Source organism: Rugamonas aquatica, from assembly GCF_009380215.1.
GTDB lineage: Bacteria > Pseudomonadota > Gammaproteobacteria > Burkholderiales > Burkholderiaceae_D > Rugamonas > Rugamonas aquatica_B.
Window position 1 is genome coordinate 327,648 of sequence record NZ_WHUG01000002.1, and the last position, 16,134, is coordinate 343,781.

A 16,134-nucleotide genomic window follows, 5' to 3' on the forward strand; every position below is an offset into this window, starting at 1 on the left:
AGTTTGGAAATTGCAAAATGAATAAGTTTTCGACCAGTGTATTCGCCGCCGTCATCCTGTCCGCCGCTTCGACCGCCTTCGCCGGTGAAGTGCCAGCAACCCTGGATGCCAAGAACTGCAAGGCTGAATACCCTAAAGCATCGCTGCTGAACGAAGAGCAGGGCGATGTGACCATGTCCTTCCTGGTGGCTGCCGACGGCAACGTCGTCGAGTCCAAGGTCGACAAGTCGAGCGGCTACAAGAATCTGGACAAGGCTGCGATCAAGGCCTTGAGCGCTTGCAAGTTCAAGCCAGGCACCAAGGATGGCGCAGTTGCCCAGACCTGGACCAAAGTCGACTACAGCTGGAAGCTGTAATCAGCTAGTGTTAAACGGGGCCGTGCGGCGACGCGCGGCCTGAGTGCCGGATACAAACACTTGGGGAAATCATGTCTACAAATAAGCGTTGGTTGAGTGTGATCGCAGCAGTGCTCGTTTCGAGCGCACCGGTAGCGTTTGCTGCCGAAGTCCCGGCCAGTTTTGATGCCAAAAACTGCAAGGCGGAATACCCGAAAGCGTCGTTGATGAACGAAGAGCAGGGTACGGTTTCGATGTCCTTCCTGATCAAGGCCGACGGTACCGTGGCCGATTCCAAGGTCGACAAGAGCAGCGGCTTCAAGAACCTGGACAAGGCGGCGATCAAGTCCCTGAGCGCTTGCAAGTTCAAGCCGGGCACCAAGGACGGCGCTCCGGCCGAAACCTGGACCAAGGTCGATTACGCCTGGAAGCTGGACTGATATTCCCCAAGTCGTCAAAAAGGAACCGCGTGCGGTTCCTTTTTTTTCAGCTGTCACAAGCGTTGTAACAAGCTGTAATCGGGCTCTCGGGGCGGCGCGCTTCCTTATATAGTACACTTTGAAACTAGGAGGAGTGCCATGAAAACCATCATCGCCGTTGTCGCCGCAGTGGCGGCACTGTCCGGCTGTGCCGTCCAGCAGCCCGGCTATTACGCCACCACTACCCGCGTGGTCCAGGATCCGTACCAGTGGCACACCGTCTCGTCCGCGCCGTCGGATCGGGACGGCTACACGACCGAGCAAGCGCCGGCGTCGAGCTCGCGCGTGGTCTACACCACGGAACCGGTCTACACCACCACCTACGTCCAGCCTGCGCCCGTGTACTACGCGCCCGCGCCGGTGTATTACGCACCTGCGCCTGCCTATTACTATCCGCCGGTCAGCATCGGCCTGGACTTCTCGTTCGGCCACTGGTGCTGCGGCGGCCATTACCGGGGCCGCGGCTACCACCGCCGCTGATTCTCGCCTGACGCCCGCCGCCCCCGCGGCGGGCCGCTTCACCCCACATACTTGTGCGTCGCCACCCTGGCGTGGGCCGGCGCCATGCCGGCTTTCTTCTTGAGGTACAGCGTCAGTCCCTCCTTCAGCTTGTCCATGCCGCTCTTCTCGACGAACATGCCCTTGTTTTGCCGCACCGGATCGAGCACGTAGCGCGATTCCGAAATGAAGCGCGCGCACTCGGTCAGCAGCGGATCGAGGTGCTGACGCTTGTTCTGTTCCCACTGCGCCATCCAGCCATCCTCGATGATGTTGTTGCACAGGATGTTGAGCACGCTGCTGGTGCTGTTGTTGGCCAGGTAGTAGCAGCCCAGCAGCGGCGACACCAGGAAGATGTTCGAGCTCAGCGCTTCCATCGACGAGGTGCTCAGGACCAGGTTGACCTTCTTCATTTCCTTGTAGCGCGCACCCATAATCATGATCTTCTGGCAGGTGGTGGCGATGGCGCTGGCGGCCGCCGTGGCCGGGCCGGTCACGCCGCCCAGGTCGGCGAACAGGCCGGCCGTCGACACCGCCAGCTGCGTGGTCTGGATCGCCGCCAGCGCCGCGTGCTCGTTGCGGCTGGTGCGCAGCAGCGCGGCCACGGCGTCGCAGGCGTCGCGCGCGTCGCCCGGCAGCAGGAAGCCGCGCTGCACCGTGGTCTTGCGCGCCTTGTGCCAGTCCATCGCCGCCGTGCCCCAGTTGCTGGCCGCCTTGGCGCCGGCCTTGACCTGCTGCACCAGCGGCAGCGCCGAGCTGATGAAGTCGGCCATGAACTCCACGCCCAGTTCGGCCAGGATGACGTGGATGTCGATCGAATCGAACAGCTCGAACAGCAGCCGCAGCACCTTGTCGAAGCCCGGCACCTTGAGCATGGTCGGGAAGTCGAAGCCGGGGATGTGGATCTTGCTGAAATCGATCTCGCCCAGGTTGATGCTGGGCAGGTCCAGATTCGGCAGGTTGACGTTGGGCAGGCTGATGTCGGGGATGGCCAGGTGCGGCAGGCTGATGTTCAGGTCGATCTTGAAGAAGTCGGGGAACAGGTCGCGGATGCGGGGGAAGGCGATGTCGAAATCGACGTCCAGGATTTTGCTCAGGTCGAACAGCAGCGAAGGGATGTTCAGCTCGGGGAATTTCAGGCCGATATGGAACACCAGCGCGCGCAGCGAAATATCCGGCAGCAGGTCCTTGAACTTGATCAGGCCCTTCAGGTTCAGCCGCACCGTCGGCAGGCTGAAGCCGGGAATCGAGCCCAGCCGGATATCGGGGATCAGGTTGATGTCGAAGTTCGGCAGGCCGATGGCGGGGATGCGGAAGTCGACCAGCCCGCGCAGGTCGATGCCCTTGAACAGGTCGATGTTCAGCTGCGGCACGCTGAAGTGCGGCACCGCCACGCCGGGGATGGCGCCCAGCTTCTTCTTGCAATCCTTGGCGTCCTTGGCCAGCGTCTTGGCGTCCTCCACCCGGCTCTTGGGCCGCAGCTGCGTGCCGTTGAACATGGCTTGCAAGGATTCCCTGCGCTCACGCTTGATGTGCATGAAGGCGGCCTGCAGTGCGATCTCTTCGTTGAACGTGAGTGGCATGGCGGAAAACTCCTATGGATGGGGGCGGGCAGAGTCGGTCAGCTTTTGGGCGATGCGGGCCATGAAGGCCGAAGTCTTGAACTTGCCGATCAGCGCCGTGAACACCAGCGAGGTGACGACGAAATACAGGCTGCAATACAGGTAGACCGGCACCATGACGCTGGTGCCGGTGGCGGCGATCACCGTGTTGCAGCGGCTGACCAGTTCGCTCACGCCGACCAGCGACGAAGCGCTGGAGGCGATGAAGGAAATCAGGAACACATTGATCCAGGTGGGGATGAACAGCAGCGCCGCGCCGATGTCGCCGCGCCGCCACGCGCGGTGCGCCACCACCAGGCTTTCGGAGGTGAACGACAGCGGCGCCGCCGACAGCCCGATCACCGCCTTGATCCATTGCGGGATGTGCACGGTGGCGCCGCTGCCCGGCAGCACGAACTCGCTGGGCAGCACGAACACCGCGTAGAAAATCAGCGCCAGCGTCGGCACGCCGCGGAAGAAGGTCGAGATGCGTTCGGCGAGGGCGGCGGTGCGGCCGTGGCGCGTCACGCGCAGCCAGGCCAGGCCCGCGCCCATCAGCGAGCCCAGTCCCACCGCGCACACGGCGATGAAGACATTCCACAGGAAGCCCTGCAGCAGAAAGGGCGTCCACGTCAGCAGGAAGCTCAGGGTCTCGTTGTTCATGGCCGCTCCGCCGCCGGCAGCCAGGCCTTTTCCAGGTAGTCGAACAGCCGCGTCCACAGGCTGGTGATCAGGTAGAAGGTAATCAGCAGCACCGTCATGGTCAGGAAGATATTGCCCTTTTCGGCGATCAGCAGGCTGCTCGCGCTCAGCAGCTCGGGGATGGCGATGGCCGAGGCGATCATGGTCTGCTTGGTCAGGTTGATCAGCGCCTGCTTGACCGGCCAGTTGGCGTACTGCGCGGTGCGCGCCAGCTGCCTGAGCCGCAGCCGGTAGCCGGGCTCGCTGCTGCGCACGTGGTTGGCCGCCTCCAGGAAGGCGCGCATCACCATGCCCGCCGTGTAGTAGCCGGAGCAGAACGCCGCCACCGCGAACGCCGGCAGCTTGAGGCCGAACTCGCGCATGGTCCAGCTGCCGAAGCCGAAGAAGATCAGGTACATCATCAGCAGCGGCGGCGTCAGCCGGCCGTAGGCCATGATGGTGTGGATGGCGCGCGTGTCCAGGCCGCTGCGCCCGTCCACCGCGATGGCGACCGCGATGCCCAGCGTCAGGCTGATGGCGATGCTGCAGGTAATCAGCAGCATCGAGTAGGCGACGCCGGTCAGGAATTGCGTGCGGTCGTAAGGATCGTAGATGAAGTTCAGGTCCACGCCCAGCTGCTCCTTGACCCACAGGCCGACCGCCTGCATGCCGGTGACCTCGGTGCTGGACACATACTCGCCGCTGCGGCAGGCCGCCACCCACAGGCCGCTGCTGTTGCGCACGCATTTGTACTGGCCGTTCTTGTCCTGCTCGGACCAGATCGCCTTCTGCGCCGTCAGCCAGCCGGTCGAGGCGATGCCCCATTTGTTGTTGGCCTCCAGCAGCCAGCCGGTGCGGTGCAGCTCGGCCAGGATATTGCCCAGCGCCAGATCCAGTTCGCCGCCTTGCTCATTGCGCGCGATGAAGATCGCCATCGGCGTGATCAGCGCGTTCGGCAGCGGCATCGTGTAGCCGCGCCACTCGGGCAGCTTGCTGGTGTTGGCCAGCGCCGCCGTCGCGTATAGGAAGCCCGAGCACTGGCCGTCGCGCAGCGCCAGGTGGGCGTCGCGCACGGTCTTGTAGGTTTGCAGCTCCAGCAGATAGCGCTCGCTCATCGGCTTGTTGAAATAGCTGCCTTGCACCGCGCAGATGGTTTCGTGGCGTATCTTGGGCCAGGTGTCGACCGCCTCGCCCGGCTTGAACAGCACGTTGACGCTGGTCTCGTTGTAGCCGGGCTCGACGGCGGTGGCGATCTTGCGCCGCGCCGCCGTGTCGCCGACGGTGGAGATCAGGATGTCGACCTCGCCCAGCTCCAGTTTCTGAAACCGGTTCTCGGTGGTGATGCTGACTTTTTTCAGGGTGACGCCGAGGCGCCCGGCGATCAGCGCGGCGATATCGCTCTCGAAGCCGACCACCTCGCCCTGGGCGTTGAGCGAGTTGTAGGGGCTGAAGTCGGTCTTGACGCCGACCCGTATCACGCCCTTCCTGCGGATGTTGTCGAGCGATGCGCTGTCGCCCGCCGCCTGCGCCGCCAGTGGCAGGAACAGCAAGCCGATCAGACCCAACAGGTACAAAAAAGCTCGATTCCGCATGGTTGTTTTTCTCTGGGGCCCAGACCGATTTTCATGCTACCCCAATGCGGGCTCATCACGCAACGACGGCGGTTGGCACTGTGGCGTGGCCGTGCCGTGGAGTGGATTGCGTTATCAAGCTGCTCATGTTATTGTCAATCGACACCTGTCCTCCCGAGACATCCATGCTGCATCCACTGGCCAGCCTATGGCGCCATTCCAGCCGCGTCACCTTCTATGAATCTGGCGGCCAGGTCGGACAGGCCTTGCTGCAGGGCGGAGCGCACATGGCGGGCTCGCGCCGGCGCTTCGCGTCCGCCGACGACGCCTACAGCTACCTGCGCTACTGGCTGGGCGAACCGGCCGCGCGCGCCGAACTCAAATGGATCTTGCAACGTTCCGGCCCGTCGCTGGCGACCGCCCACGCGGGCGTGGACGGCTGGCTGCACGCGCTGGCCGGACGCCTGGTCAGCGGCGCCGTCGTCGTGCTGGAGGAACTGAGCCGCCAGGCCATGCCGGGGCGGCTGGTGGCGCCGCCGGCGGCCGCCATGTCGGCCGCGGCGCTGTCGGCCTTGCCGGCGCTGAGCGCGGTGCCGCAAATCCCCGTCGTGCCCAATCTGCTGCCGGTGCTGGAGGATATCCGCATCGAAGGCGCCGAAGTGCTGCCCGAGCTGAACGACGCGCTGGCCCAGGTCAAGGTGACGATCTCGACGGTGGGCTCGGCCTCGCTGTCGCTGGAGCCGGCGCCGACCAAGGTGGCGGCGATCAAGGCGGCGCTGAGCGCGGCCACCGAGCGCACCACCTCCACGCTGGGTTCGCTCTAGATGAAAGTCATCGACCACTCCATCGAGGTGTTGCCGCAATGTCCGGTCAACATCGCCAGCGCGGTGCAGAAGGCGGCCGACACCATCGTCGGGCAGGGCAAGACCTTCGCCACCGAAGTCACGACCACCGCCGCCTCGCTGAACCAGGACATGCAGAAGGTGGCGGAGCAGATGAAGGCGATTCCGGACCTGCTCAATCCGCAACCCATCCTGGACTGTTGCACGGGCGTGCTGGAGCAGGCGGCCAGCGACCTGCGCAAGCTGGCCAACGACGCCGCCGCGATCCCGCAGCGCCTACTGGCACAGACGGCCGGCGTGCAGACGGTGATCGCCTCGGCCAACCAGGCCGTCGAAGCGATGAGCACGCTGCTGCCCGAGCTGTCCGGGCTGGTGCCGGACTTCGGCGCGCAGATGACTTTCTTCAACAGCCTGCCGTCGCGCGGGCAGGCGCTGGCCGACCTGGCCAAACGCACCGGCGCCATGGTCGAGCAGTACGGCCGCGACCTGCTGCCGCTGTCGGCGCAGATGAAACAGCTGGCCACGATGCAGGGCGGTCCCGGCGCCGGCAACGACGCCGTGCAAGCCGTGCTGGCGCGCGCCGAGCAGTTGCAGGCGGACAGCCTGGCGCAGGTCAAGGCCTTGCGCGCTACGCTGGACGGCAACGTCACCGATCTCGACGCGGCGATGCAGGACGCCACCGCGCAGGCCACGCAAACCATCAGCGGCGTATCCGACCTGCTCAGCGAGAAAGGCAATGCGCTGCTGGCGCCGTTGCAGGCGCAGATCGATCTGGTCGACAACATCAACCGCGCGCTGGGTGACGAGGCGCGCAACTGCGATGCCTTGTTCGATGAAGCGTCGGCGCAGCTGGGCCGCCTGAGCGACATCCTGATCAAGCCGCTGGCCGCCGCGCGCGCGCAGGCCGACGTCGTCATCGACCAGCTGGCCGCAGCGGCGGCCACCGTGGATGGCATGGTGAAGAAGGCGATGGAACCGCTGGACGCGCTGGAGCGGAGCGTGGCAGCCATCGAGCAAGCCTTGCAGGAAGTGCTGGACACCATCCGCGCCGAGGTGGAGAAGGTGCTGCAACTGATGGTGGAACTGGATGAGGAAGCGGAAAACGCCAAGACCATCCTGCGCCAGCTGCCGGAGAATTTCGTCCCGGTGCGCACCATGATCGCCGACGCCATCGCCATGCTGGTGCAGGTGAAGGACAATATTCCGGTGTTCGTGGCCGAGGCCAACAGCGCGCTCGATGCGGCCTCCGGCGAGCTCGATCAGGCCGACGCGCTGTGCACCGGCGCGATCGAAATCTGCACCCGCTACATGATGAAAGCGCCGCCGTTGATGGCGGCGCGCACTTTGTTCGTCGGCATCAAGGCCATGATACCGGGCGTGAAGACTGCCATCGTCAGCGCGCGCGCGGCGGTGAAGGCGGCCGGCGACCAGGCCACCGGTTTGATGGAGCAGGCCATCACGCTGGTCGATGGACTCAACCCCCTGCTGGACCAGGCCATCGCGAAGGTGCAGGCGGCGATCGATGCGCTGATCGGCTTGCTGGAGCAGATGCAGGCGGCGTTGAAGCAGGTGTCGGCGGCGGCCGAGAAAATCCCGCCGCTGATGCAGGAGCAGATGGACAAGGCCAAGGCGGCCGTGCAGCAGATCCTGGACAAGGTGCGCGATGCCGCCGAGCAGTGCCTGGCCAAGCTGCAATGCGAGGCCTTGGTGCGGCGTTTGCAGCAGCAACTGTCGGACTTGCTCGACAAGACCTTCAAGCCGCTGGAGGCGCAGATACAGGCCGCCGGTGCGCCGTTGCAGAACGTTCTGCAGCAGGGCAAGGCGGAGGTCGGCAAGGCGGCGGCGATGGCGCAGGATGGCTTGGGCAAGCTCAGCGCGGCGCTGGCGTCGGTGAAGCAGCAGGCCATGCAGCCGCTGCAGAAGTTGACCGACACGCTGGCCACGGCGCGCGGGCAGGTGGACTCGGTGAGCGGAACGGCACGGCAGCAGGTGCGGCAGGCGGCGGACCAGGCCTTGTCGTATGTGGACCAGGCGTCGCAGGCGATTTCGGGGTTGAACATCCGCGCGGTGGGCGATCAGATCGCGCCGTATGCGCAGTTCTATGACGATGTGGCGGGGACGTTCAATCAGGTGCAATCGCAGGTGCAGAGCGCTGCCGCCGTGGCCGACAAGGTGAATAGCTGGAAGAGCGATGCGCAGCAGGCGGCCAATGATTTGCTGGACCGCGCGCGGCAGGCGGCGGACGAGGCGCAGCAAGGCGTCAGCGATGTGCAGACGGCGGCGGACAACACGGCGTCCGGCGCGCAGAGCGCGGGCGAGGCGATGGTCGATAGCCCTGTGGCGGAGCAGGTGCAGGCCTCGTTCGATGAGATGAAGCAGGACGCGGAGGGTGTGGCGGCGGAGTCGGATGGGGCGTTGGCGGATATGTCGGGCTCGCTGGAGGATGCGCAGACGGAGTCGGAGACGGCGATGGAGCCGTATGTGCCGGATAGCGATGCGATGCTGGCCGATGTGAAGTCGGAGGCGGACAAGGCGGAGCAGGCGGCCAACGCGGCCAAGGAGTCGGAGCAGGCCTTGGCGGCGCAGGTGGTCGCCGGCGAGCAGGATGTGGGCGCGGCGGCGGACGATGCGGCGTCGCAGACGACGGCCATGAAGGATGAGGCGCAGGCGGGGATTAACAAGACGGTGGCGCAGGTGGAGGCGGTGCAGGCGCAGGTCAACGTGGCGCGCGCTGAGGCGATCAAGGCGGAGGCGATTGTCGACGCGGAGGTGGTCAAGCATGGCGGCACATCCGCCAGCGCCGATGCCGCCGCAGCCGCAGCAGCCACCGAGGCCGCCGCCGCAACCGCTGCCGCAGCCGCAACCACCGATGCGACAGCAGCCGATGCCGCAGCCGCTACGGCAACCACCGACACTGCTGCAACCGATGCAGCGGCCGCCACGGCGACCACCGATGCAGCCGCCGCCGACGCGGCACCCGCAACTGAGGCCACAGGCGCTGCCAGCGCCGATGCAGCTGCGCCGGCAGCTGGTACGGACGCCGCAACCAGCACCACGGCCGACGGCGATGCTGCGGCAACGGCCACCACCACTGACGCAGCATCGGCAACCGCCACTCCCGATGCCGCAGCTGCGCCGGCAGGCGCCGCGACTGATGCGACGGCAACCGCAGCCGCCGATTCGCCAGCCGCTGCATCGACCGATGCGACGGCAACCGCAGCAGCCGATTCGCCAGCCGCTGCATCGACGGATGCGGGCTCTCCACCTGTCGAAGCATCGGCGCCCGCTGCGGATGCTGCGGCCAGCGACGCAACGCCCGCAGTCGCGCCCGATGGCGCCGCCGCCGATGCCGCCGCTCCAACCGCGACCGCGACCGCGACCGCGCCAGCTTCGAAGCAAGCCGATGCTCCCGCAGCCGACGCGCTCGCGGCAGCCAAGTCGACAGTCCCCAAGCCGATACCCGACGCTCCGGCGGCCGATGCACTCGCAGCGGCCAAGCCGAAAGCCGATATCCCAGCTGTCGACACGCTCGCAGCCGCCAAGCCCAAGCTCGACATCCCGTCCGCCGACAAACTCGCGGCCGCCGCACCGAAAGCCGACATCCCCGCAGCCGACATCCTCTCTGCTGCCAAACCCAAAGCCAGCATTCCACCGGCCGACGTCCTCGCCACTGCCAAGCCAAAAGTCGAGCTCCCATCGACCGACGCACTCTCGGCGCTCAAACCAAAAATCGACATTCCCGCCACACCACCCGCCGCCGATCCAGCCGCCGCCCAGGCATTGGCCGACAAACTCAAAGCCGCCAGGGAAGCCGCTGCCAAACTCCCTCCATCAGACCCAGCCGCGACCCTGCAAAGCTTCAAAGATGCAATCCCACCACCCGCCGGCCCGCCAGCCGCCAACTAAAAACACCGTCATCAATTTGTCATATTGATCCTGCTCAAATGCGTGGCGAAAATATGACGTGTGAAATTTTGAAATAGCTTGTTCGTAATAGAATTTACATTTAATATCAATTGAGTATCGGAAATCTTTGTACCTATCAATTACGTTGCGGCGCAGCGAATGGTGGTGTCATGAGAGGTAGCCTCGTGCTCAGTCCGCCTGTTTTTGCATGAAAAGTATCGTCGGCCGCTAGTCACCATAATGTGAGGATGTGAATGTCAGACAGCTTACAAAAATGGGTAGGACGTAACCGTCCCCCTCGTGTGCAAATCACGTACGACGTCGAAATCGGTGACGCCACTGAAAAAAAAGAGCTGCCCCTCGTGGTCGGCTTGCTGGCCGATCTTTCCGGCCAGCCCCTGGTGCCACCGCCCAAGCTCAAGGCGCGACGCCTGATCGAAATCGACCGCGACAACTTCAACGAAGTCATGGGCAAGATCGCCCCGCGTCTCGACATCTCCGTGCCCGACACCCTCAAGGGCGAAGGCAATCTCAAGGTGGAGCTGAACTTCTCCGAATTCGACCACTTCCATCCCGAAGCCATCGTGCAGCAAGTGCCGCGCCTGGCCAAGCTGCTGGAAGTGCGCCAACAACTGCGCGACCTGCTCGGCAAACTCGACGGTAACGATGAGCTCGATGCGCTGCTGGAAAACATCGTCCAGAACACGCAAGAGCTGAAGACACTCAAGGACCAGGAACCGGACGCCGACGCGGCCCCGGCGGCGGACGCAGAAGCGACCCCATCCTGATAGCACGCCGCGCGCGTGCTTCCCCTCATCGCTTACAGAGAAAGCTAAATCATGGCTACTAGTCAATCCGCCAAGGGCGGCGCCAAGTCGACGGAATCCGCCGGCGAGCTGAGCTTGCTGGACCGCATCGTCCAGGAAGGCAAGATGGCGGTCGAACCGTCGCAACACGCCTACGCCAAGAAACTGCTGGGCCAGTTCGCCACGCAGGTGCTGGACGAAGGCATGAAGACCGCCCCCGACAAGGGCGTGGTCGCCACCATCAACGAGCGCGTGGCCGAGATCGACCGCATCCTCAGCGACCAGCTCAACGCCATCATGCACCACGAGGAATTCCAGAAACTGGAAGGCTCCTGGCGCGGCCTGCACGACATGGTGTACGGCACCGAAACCGGCCCGACCCTCAAGCTGCGACTGCTGAACGTGTCGAAGAAAGAACTGCTGAAAGACCTGGAGAGCGCCGTCGACCACGACATGAGCGTGCTGTTCAAAAAGGTCTACGAAGAAGAGTACGGCACCTTCGGCGGCGCCCCGTATTCGCTGCTGATCGGCGACTACTATTTCGGCCGCCATCCGCAAGACGTGGCCCTGCTGCAGCGCCTGTCCAAGGTGGCCGCCGCCGCCCACGCGCCGTTCATCACCGCCGCCGCACCGTCGCTGTTCGACATGACCGAATTCACCGACCTGGGAGTGCCGCGCGACATGTCGAAGATCTTCGAAAGCGCCGAGCTGGCTTCGTGGCGCGGCTTCCGCGAATCGGAAGACTCGCGCTACATCGCCATGGTGCTGCCGCGCTACTCGGCGCGCCTGCCGTACGGCGCCAAGACCATTCCGGTGGAAAGCTTCAGCTTCGAGGAAGACGTCAACGGCCGCGACCACAGCAAATACCTGTGGGCCAACTCGGCCTACCAGCTGGGCCTGCGCATCACCGACGCCTACGCCAAGCACAGCTGGACCACCGCGATCCGCGGCGTCGAAGGCGGCGGCAAGATCGAGGGCATGACCGCCCACACCTTCAAGACCGACGAAGGCGATGTCGTGCTCAAGTGCCCGACCGAGGTGACGATCACCGACCGCCGCGAGAAAGAGCTCAACGACCTCGGCTTCATCGCCGTGGTCAATTCCAAGGGTTCGGACTTCGCCGCCTTCTTCGGCGGCCAGACCGTCAACAAGCCCAAGGTCTACAACCTCGACTCGGCCAACGCCAACGCGGCGCTGTCGTCGCGCCTGCCGTATGTGCTGGCGGCCTCGCGCTTCGCGCACTACATCAAGGTCATCATGCGCGACAAGGTCGGCAGCTTCCAGACCCGCCAGAGCGTGGAGAACTACCTGAACTCGTGGCTGAGCGGCTATGTGCTGCTGAGCCAGAACGCGACGCAGGGCGAGAAGGCCCGCTTCCCGCTGGCCGAAGGCCGGGTCGACGTGACCGAGAAGCCGGGCAAGCCCGGCGCCTATTCGGCCACCGTCTTCCTCAAGCCGCACTTCCAGATGGAAGAGCTGACCACGTCGATCCGCCTGGTGGCCGAACTGCCGGCCGCCCTGGGTTGATGCCCCGCTGCATACACTGATGTTCCCGCCCGCCCGGCAGCGCCGCCGGGCGGGCTCTCAAAAATTTGGAGCCAGCAATGTCTGACGTACTTATTCTGGATTTGGGCACCACCATCGTAGGCAACTGCATGGTCACCGGCTACACCGCCAAGATCATCGTGCTGTCGTACTCGCACAGCGCTTCGATGCCGCTGCAAATGGATGCATCGAACACCGAGCGCACTTCCGGGCGTCCGGTGTTTTCCGAGATCTCGTTCTCGAAAATGTCCGACCTGTCGACCACCGAGATGTACAAGGCCTGTACCCAGGGCACCAAGATCGGCAGCGCCAAGCTGCACGTGGGGCGGGTGGAAAACGGCAAGTACATGAACTTCTTCACGTACGAGATGACCAACGCCATGATCTCCAACATCAGCACCTCGGGCGGTGGCGGCATTCCGTCGGATTCGTTCTCGCTCAACTTCACCAAGATCAAGTGCGACTACACCCAGCAGCAGGCGGATTCCTCCGCGAAGGGTACCGGCACCTGGAACTGGAACCTGGAGACGATGAAAGCGGATTGATGCGGCGTTGCGGCGGGCGCCCCCGGGCGCGCCGCCGATCGCCCGTCTTGAGTGCTGCTCGTACAGAACCCTATGTCTAAAGCCATCACGGCGTCGCTCGTTCCCTTGTTTGATCGGTTGACCGGCGCGCACCATGCCTCGCCGGATGGCAGGCTGCTCGATGGCGGCGGCTTGCAGCACTCGCTGCAGCTGGACCTGATGCGGCTGTTCAACGTGCGCAATGCGCTGACCATCGACGCCTATCTGAACGGCGACCCCACCGTGCTCGACTACGGCCTGCCGGACATGCTGAGCCTGTCGCCGCAGACCGACCAGGATCTCGGCACCTGGGGCAGGGTGCTGGAGCGCGCGCTGGAACTGTACGAACCCCGGCTGTCGCACGTGAAGGTGGAGGTCAGCGCCGATCCGGCCAAGCCCTACGCCGCCCGCGCCGCCATCGCCGCCGTGGTGCTGCTGGGGCAGCAGCTGTGCCGGGTCAATTTCGACGTTGCGCTGGACGCCCGTTCGGCCGCGATGCAGGCGGCCGCATGATGGTCGGCCAGATGGAGGCCACGCGGTGAGCGACGACATCCTCGAATACTACCGGCGCGAACTGTCCTATCTGCGCACCCAGTCGGCCGACTTCGCGGCGCGCTATCCCAAGGTGGCGCAGCGGCTGGTGCTGAGCGGCGGCGAATCGGCCGATCCGCACACCGAACGCCTGATCGAATCGGTGGCCTTCCTGACGGCGCGCGTGCACCGCGACCTCGACCGCGATTTCCCCACCATCGCCGGCGCCATGCTGGACAACCTGTGCCCGAGCCTGACGCAGCCGGTGCCGGCCATGACGGTGGTGCGGATGACGCTGGACTCTTCGCAGGGCAAGGTCATGGCCGGCATGCCGGTGGCGCGCGGCGCCATGCTGTCGACCACCGCCGCCAGCGGCGAGAACTGCCGCTTCCAGGTCGCCTGGGACACCACGCTGTGGCCGCTGCAAGTGGCGGCCATCAAGATGGAAGACACGCGCACGCTGCGCCTCGACCTGCGCTGCGACACCGGCCTCGACGTCTCCGAGCTGGAGCTGGACCGCCTGCGCCTGCACCTGTCCGGCGACCTGCTGACGACGATGCCGCTGCACGAACTGCTGATTAGCGGCCTGGAGCGCATCGAACTGCTGTCCGGCGGCGGCGGGCTGCACCGCCTGTCGCCCGGCAGCCTGAGCGAGGTCGGCTTCGACGAAGGCCAGGCCATCCTGGCGCAGCCGGCGCACGCCCATCCGGCCTACGCGCTGTTGCAGGAATACTTTGCCTTCCCGCGCAAGTTCCAGTTCTTCGACCTGGCCGGCCTGCGCGGCCGGCTGGGCGCGGGCACCGGCTTCTCGCTGCGCTTCGTGTTCAACCGCAGCGCGCGCGTGCTGTCGCAGCTGAGCGCCGCCAATTTCCTGCTCGGCTGCGTGCCGGCCGTCAACCTGTTCCCCGTCACCAGCGAGCCGATCCGCCTGCACCGCCGCCACTACGAATACATGCTGGTGCCGGACTACCAGCGCGAGGCGGTGATGGAAGTGCACTCGGTGGTGTCGGTGACGGCGTCCGACCCGCGCGCCGAGCGCCCCGGCATCATCCCCAGCGTGTTTGCCGAATCGGCGGCCGACGCCGGCGACGCCACGGTGTTCTGGTCGCTGCGGCGCGAGATGAGCCTGCGCAAGGGCATCACCGGCACCGACGTCTACCTGAGCTTTGTCGACCGCAGCGATGTGCGCAGCATGCCGGACGAGCCTGTGGTGTACGCGCAACTGCTGTGCACCAATCGCGGCCTGGCCGAGCAGATCGCGCCCGGCACGCGCTTCTACGGCGAAGGCATCTCCACCTCGACCGATATCCGCGCGCTGTACCAGCCCAGCGCCCAGCGGCCGCCGGTGATGGAGGCCAAGGCCCTGTGGTCGCTGGTGGCGCTGCTGCGCCTGAACCACCGCTCGCTGGTCGACGGCACCACCGGCGTCCAGACCTTGCAGCAGATGTTGATGTTGTTCGCCGGCGACAGCGCGCGCGACCAGGCGCAGGTGCGCGGCGTCAAGAGCATGGCGGCGTCGGTGGCGACGGCGCGGCTGGGCGCCGATACCTGGCGCGGCCATTGCCGCGGCACCGACATCGTGCTGGAGTTCGACGCCGACGCCTTCGTCGGCACCTCGCCGCTGGTGCTGGCCGGCGTGCTGTCGCGGTTTTTCGCTTTGTACACCTCCGCCAATTCCTTCGTCCGCCTGGCCGTCACGCGCGGCGGCGAACCGTGGATGCAGTGGCCTGCCATGAGTGGACGCCAATGTCTGATCTGATGTCGCTGCTGCGGGACGACCCGCATGCCTTCGATCTGTTCCAGGCGATCAGCATACTGGAGCGCAGCGAACCTGCGCGCGCGCACGTCGGCACCTCGGTCGGCATGGACGAGGCGCTGCGGCTGTCGGCGCAGGTCGACCTGTCGTTCGCGCCCAGCGACGTCAGCGGCCTGCACGACAGCAAGCAGGCCGGCCCGCCGCTGACGCTGAAGACGCCGGTGCTGACGCTGGCCGGTTCGCAAGGCCCGCTGCCGATGCCGTTCACCGAGTTGCTGATGGAGCGCCGCCGCGCGCGCGACATGGCGGGGCTGGAGTTCCTGGACATCTTCAACCAGCGTCTGCTGGGCTTCCTGTACCGCAGCCGCCGCAAGCACCACCTGGCGCTGAGCACGGACAGCATCAACCACGCACCCATCGTGCGCAGCCTGGACGCCTTGTCCAGCCTGGGCCGCGCCGAAGGCGTGCGCGGGCCGGACGGCCAGCAAGCCTGGCTGCGGCACGCGGGTTTGCAGGGCGCGGCGCCGCGTTCGATGGTGTCGCTGCTGGCCGTGGTACGCGACCGCATGGGCGTGCGTTTCAGCGGCAAACAGTTTGTCGGCGGCTGGCATGCGCTGGCGCCGTGCGACCGCGCCACGCTGCACGATCCGGGCAAGCCGGCGCCGATGACGGCGCGGCTGGGCATGGGCGCCAGCCTCGGCGCGCGGGCCTGGGACCAGGGCGCCGGCCTGGCGCTGGATGCGCCGCCGCTGCAACCGAAGCAGTACGCGGCCCTGCTGCCGGGACAGAAGGACAATGCGCTGCTGGGCTGGCTGGTGGCGCGGCATCTGCAAAGCGACATCCAGGTGCGGCTGCGGCTGGACCTTGCGGTGCGGCCGCAAACGCGCTTGAGCGCCGCCATCGAACTGCCGCCGCGCCTGGGTCTGAGCACCTGGCTGTGCAGCCCGCGCCGCGCCGACGACGCCACGCCGGTGAGTTACCAGCCGGCGCAGTTCCTGCTGTCGACGGAAGAGGGCTGAC

At 65.6% G+C, this 16,134-nt stretch carries 14 protein-coding genes; 11 read left to right on the plus strand and 3 right to left on the minus strand.

Going from position 1 to position 16,134, the window contains the following annotated elements; translation table 11 throughout:
- Window positions 1-17: 17 nt before the first annotated feature.
- From GEV02_RS05640 to GEV02_RS05650, 3 genes are all read left to right on the plus strand, one after another.
- Window positions 18-356, plus strand: coding sequence for an energy transducer TonB (locus GEV02_RS05640; protein WP_152836963.1), 339 nt, complete (start codon window positions 18-20; stop codon window positions 354-356).
- Window positions 357-427: 71 nt separating this feature from the next.
- On the plus strand, window positions 428-775 hold the full coding sequence (locus GEV02_RS05645; protein ID WP_152836965.1) for an energy transducer TonB: 348 nt from the start codon (window positions 428-430) through the stop codon (window positions 773-775).
- A gap of 138 nt (window positions 776-913) precedes the next feature.
- Entirely contained in the window at window positions 914-1,294 is a 381-nt protein-coding gene (locus tag GEV02_RS05650) for a hypothetical protein (protein ID WP_152836967.1), read from the plus strand.
- Between the two features lie 38 nt (window positions 1,295-1,332).
- Here GEV02_RS05650 and GEV02_RS05655 read toward each other — a convergent pair whose 3' ends face one another.
- Genes GEV02_RS05655 through GEV02_RS05665 form a run of 3 tightly spaced genes read right to left on the minus strand, consistent with a single transcriptional unit; the run spans window position 1,333 to window position 5,186 of the window.
- The gene (locus GEV02_RS05655) at window positions 1,333-2,895 is read right to left on the minus strand and encodes a hypothetical protein (RefSeq protein WP_152836968.1); all 1,563 of its coding nucleotides are present in this window, start codon (window positions 2,893-2,895) and stop codon (window positions 1,333-1,335) included.
- A 12-nt stretch (window positions 2,896-2,907) separates the two neighbouring features.
- Window positions 2,908-3,576: a polar amino acid ABC transporter permease gene (locus GEV02_RS05660; RefSeq protein ID WP_152836970.1), complete on the minus strand. Its 669-nt coding sequence runs from the start codon at window positions 3,574-3,576 to the stop codon at window positions 2,908-2,910.
- Window positions 3,573-5,186 (minus strand): transporter substrate-binding domain-containing protein, encoded by a 1,614-nt coding sequence (locus GEV02_RS05665; RefSeq protein WP_152836972.1) that lies wholly within the window; start codon window positions 5,184-5,186, stop codon window positions 3,573-3,575. The genes GEV02_RS05660 and GEV02_RS05665 overlap by 4 nt, the downstream gene beginning before the upstream one ends.
- 164 nt (window positions 5,187-5,350) lie before the next feature.
- On the opposite strand from GEV02_RS05665, the gene GEV02_RS05670 reads away from it, so the two are divergent.
- The 8 genes from GEV02_RS05670 (at window position 5,351) to tssG (ending at window position 16,133) form a co-directional block, all read left to right on the plus strand.
- Complete coding sequence (locus GEV02_RS05670; protein WP_152836974.1) at window positions 5,351-5,989, plus strand: hypothetical protein; 639 nt, start codon at window positions 5,351-5,353, stop codon at window positions 5,987-5,989.
- On the plus strand, window positions 5,990-9,913 hold the full coding sequence (locus tag GEV02_RS05675; protein ID WP_152836976.1) for a hypothetical protein: 3,924 nt from the start codon (window positions 5,990-5,992) through the stop codon (window positions 9,911-9,913).
- Window positions 9,914-10,167: 254 nt separating this feature from the next.
- On the plus strand, window positions 10,168-10,701 hold the full coding sequence (gene tssB, locus GEV02_RS05680) for a type VI secretion system contractile sheath small subunit (protein ID WP_152836984.1): 534 nt from the start codon (window positions 10,168-10,170) through the stop codon (window positions 10,699-10,701).
- A gap of 51 nt (window positions 10,702-10,752) precedes the next feature.
- The gene (gene tssC, locus GEV02_RS05685) at window positions 10,753-12,246 is read left to right on the plus strand and encodes a type VI secretion system contractile sheath large subunit (protein ID WP_152836992.1); all 1,494 of its coding nucleotides are present in this window, start codon (window positions 10,753-10,755) and stop codon (window positions 12,244-12,246) included.
- Between the two features lie 77 nt (window positions 12,247-12,323).
- Entirely contained in the window at window positions 12,324-12,809 is a 486-nt protein-coding gene (locus GEV02_RS05690) for an Hcp family type VI secretion system effector (protein ID WP_152836995.1), read from the plus strand.
- Between the two features lie 72 nt (window positions 12,810-12,881).
- Window positions 12,882-13,340 (plus strand): type VI secretion system baseplate subunit TssE, encoded by a 459-nt coding sequence (gene tssE, locus GEV02_RS05695; protein WP_152837005.1) that lies wholly within the window; start codon window positions 12,882-12,884, stop codon window positions 13,338-13,340.
- Window positions 13,341-13,365: 25 nt separating this feature from the next.
- Window positions 13,366-15,117, plus strand: coding sequence for a type VI secretion system baseplate subunit TssF (gene tssF, locus GEV02_RS05700; protein ID WP_328595730.1), 1,752 nt, complete (start codon window positions 13,366-13,368; stop codon window positions 15,115-15,117).
- Complete coding sequence (gene tssG, locus GEV02_RS05705; RefSeq protein ID WP_235922675.1) at window positions 15,105-16,133, plus strand: type VI secretion system baseplate subunit TssG; 1,029 nt, start codon at window positions 15,105-15,107, stop codon at window positions 16,131-16,133. The genes tssF and tssG overlap by 13 nt, the downstream gene beginning before the upstream one ends.
- Window position 16,134 lies beyond the last annotated feature (1 nt).

What these genes read in the sequence shown, in the direction of transcription:
- GEV02_RS05640 (WP_152836963.1), top strand. Translation starts at nt 18, where the DNA reads ATGAATAAGTTTTCGACCAGTGTATTCGCCGCCGTCATCCTGTCCGCC.
- GEV02_RS05645 (WP_152836965.1), top strand. Translation starts at nt 428, where the DNA reads ATGTCTACAAATAAGCGTTGGTTGAGTGTGATCGCAGCAGTGCTCGTT.
- GEV02_RS05650 (WP_152836967.1), top strand. Translation starts at nt 914, where the DNA reads ATGAAAACCATCATCGCCGTTGTCGCCGCAGTGGCGGCACTGTCCGGC.
- GEV02_RS05655 (WP_152836968.1), bottom strand. Translation starts at nt 2,895, where the DNA reads ATGCCACTCACGTTCAACGAAGAGATCGCACTGCAGGCCGCCTTCATG.
- GEV02_RS05660 (WP_152836970.1), bottom strand. Translation starts at nt 3,576, where the DNA reads ATGAACAACGAGACCCTGAGCTTCCTGCTGACGTGGACGCCCTTTCTG.
- GEV02_RS05665 (WP_152836972.1), bottom strand. Translation starts at nt 5,186, where the DNA reads ATGCGGAATCGAGCTTTTTTGTACCTGTTGGGTCTGATCGGCTTGCTG.
- GEV02_RS05670 (WP_152836974.1), top strand. Translation starts at nt 5,351, where the DNA reads ATGCTGCATCCACTGGCCAGCCTATGGCGCCATTCCAGCCGCGTCACC.
- GEV02_RS05675 (WP_152836976.1), top strand. Translation starts at nt 5,990, where the DNA reads ATGAAAGTCATCGACCACTCCATCGAGGTGTTGCCGCAATGTCCGGTC.
- tssB (WP_152836984.1), top strand. Translation starts at nt 10,168, where the DNA reads ATGTCAGACAGCTTACAAAAATGGGTAGGACGTAACCGTCCCCCTCGT.
- tssC (WP_152836992.1), top strand. Translation starts at nt 10,753, where the DNA reads ATGGCTACTAGTCAATCCGCCAAGGGCGGCGCCAAGTCGACGGAATCC.
- GEV02_RS05690 (WP_152836995.1), top strand. Translation starts at nt 12,324, where the DNA reads ATGTCTGACGTACTTATTCTGGATTTGGGCACCACCATCGTAGGCAAC.
- tssE (WP_152837005.1), top strand. Translation starts at nt 12,882, where the DNA reads ATGTCTAAAGCCATCACGGCGTCGCTCGTTCCCTTGTTTGATCGGTTG.
- tssG (WP_235922675.1), top strand. Translation starts at nt 15,105, where the DNA reads ATGTCTGATCTGATGTCGCTGCTGCGGGACGACCCGCATGCCTTCGAT.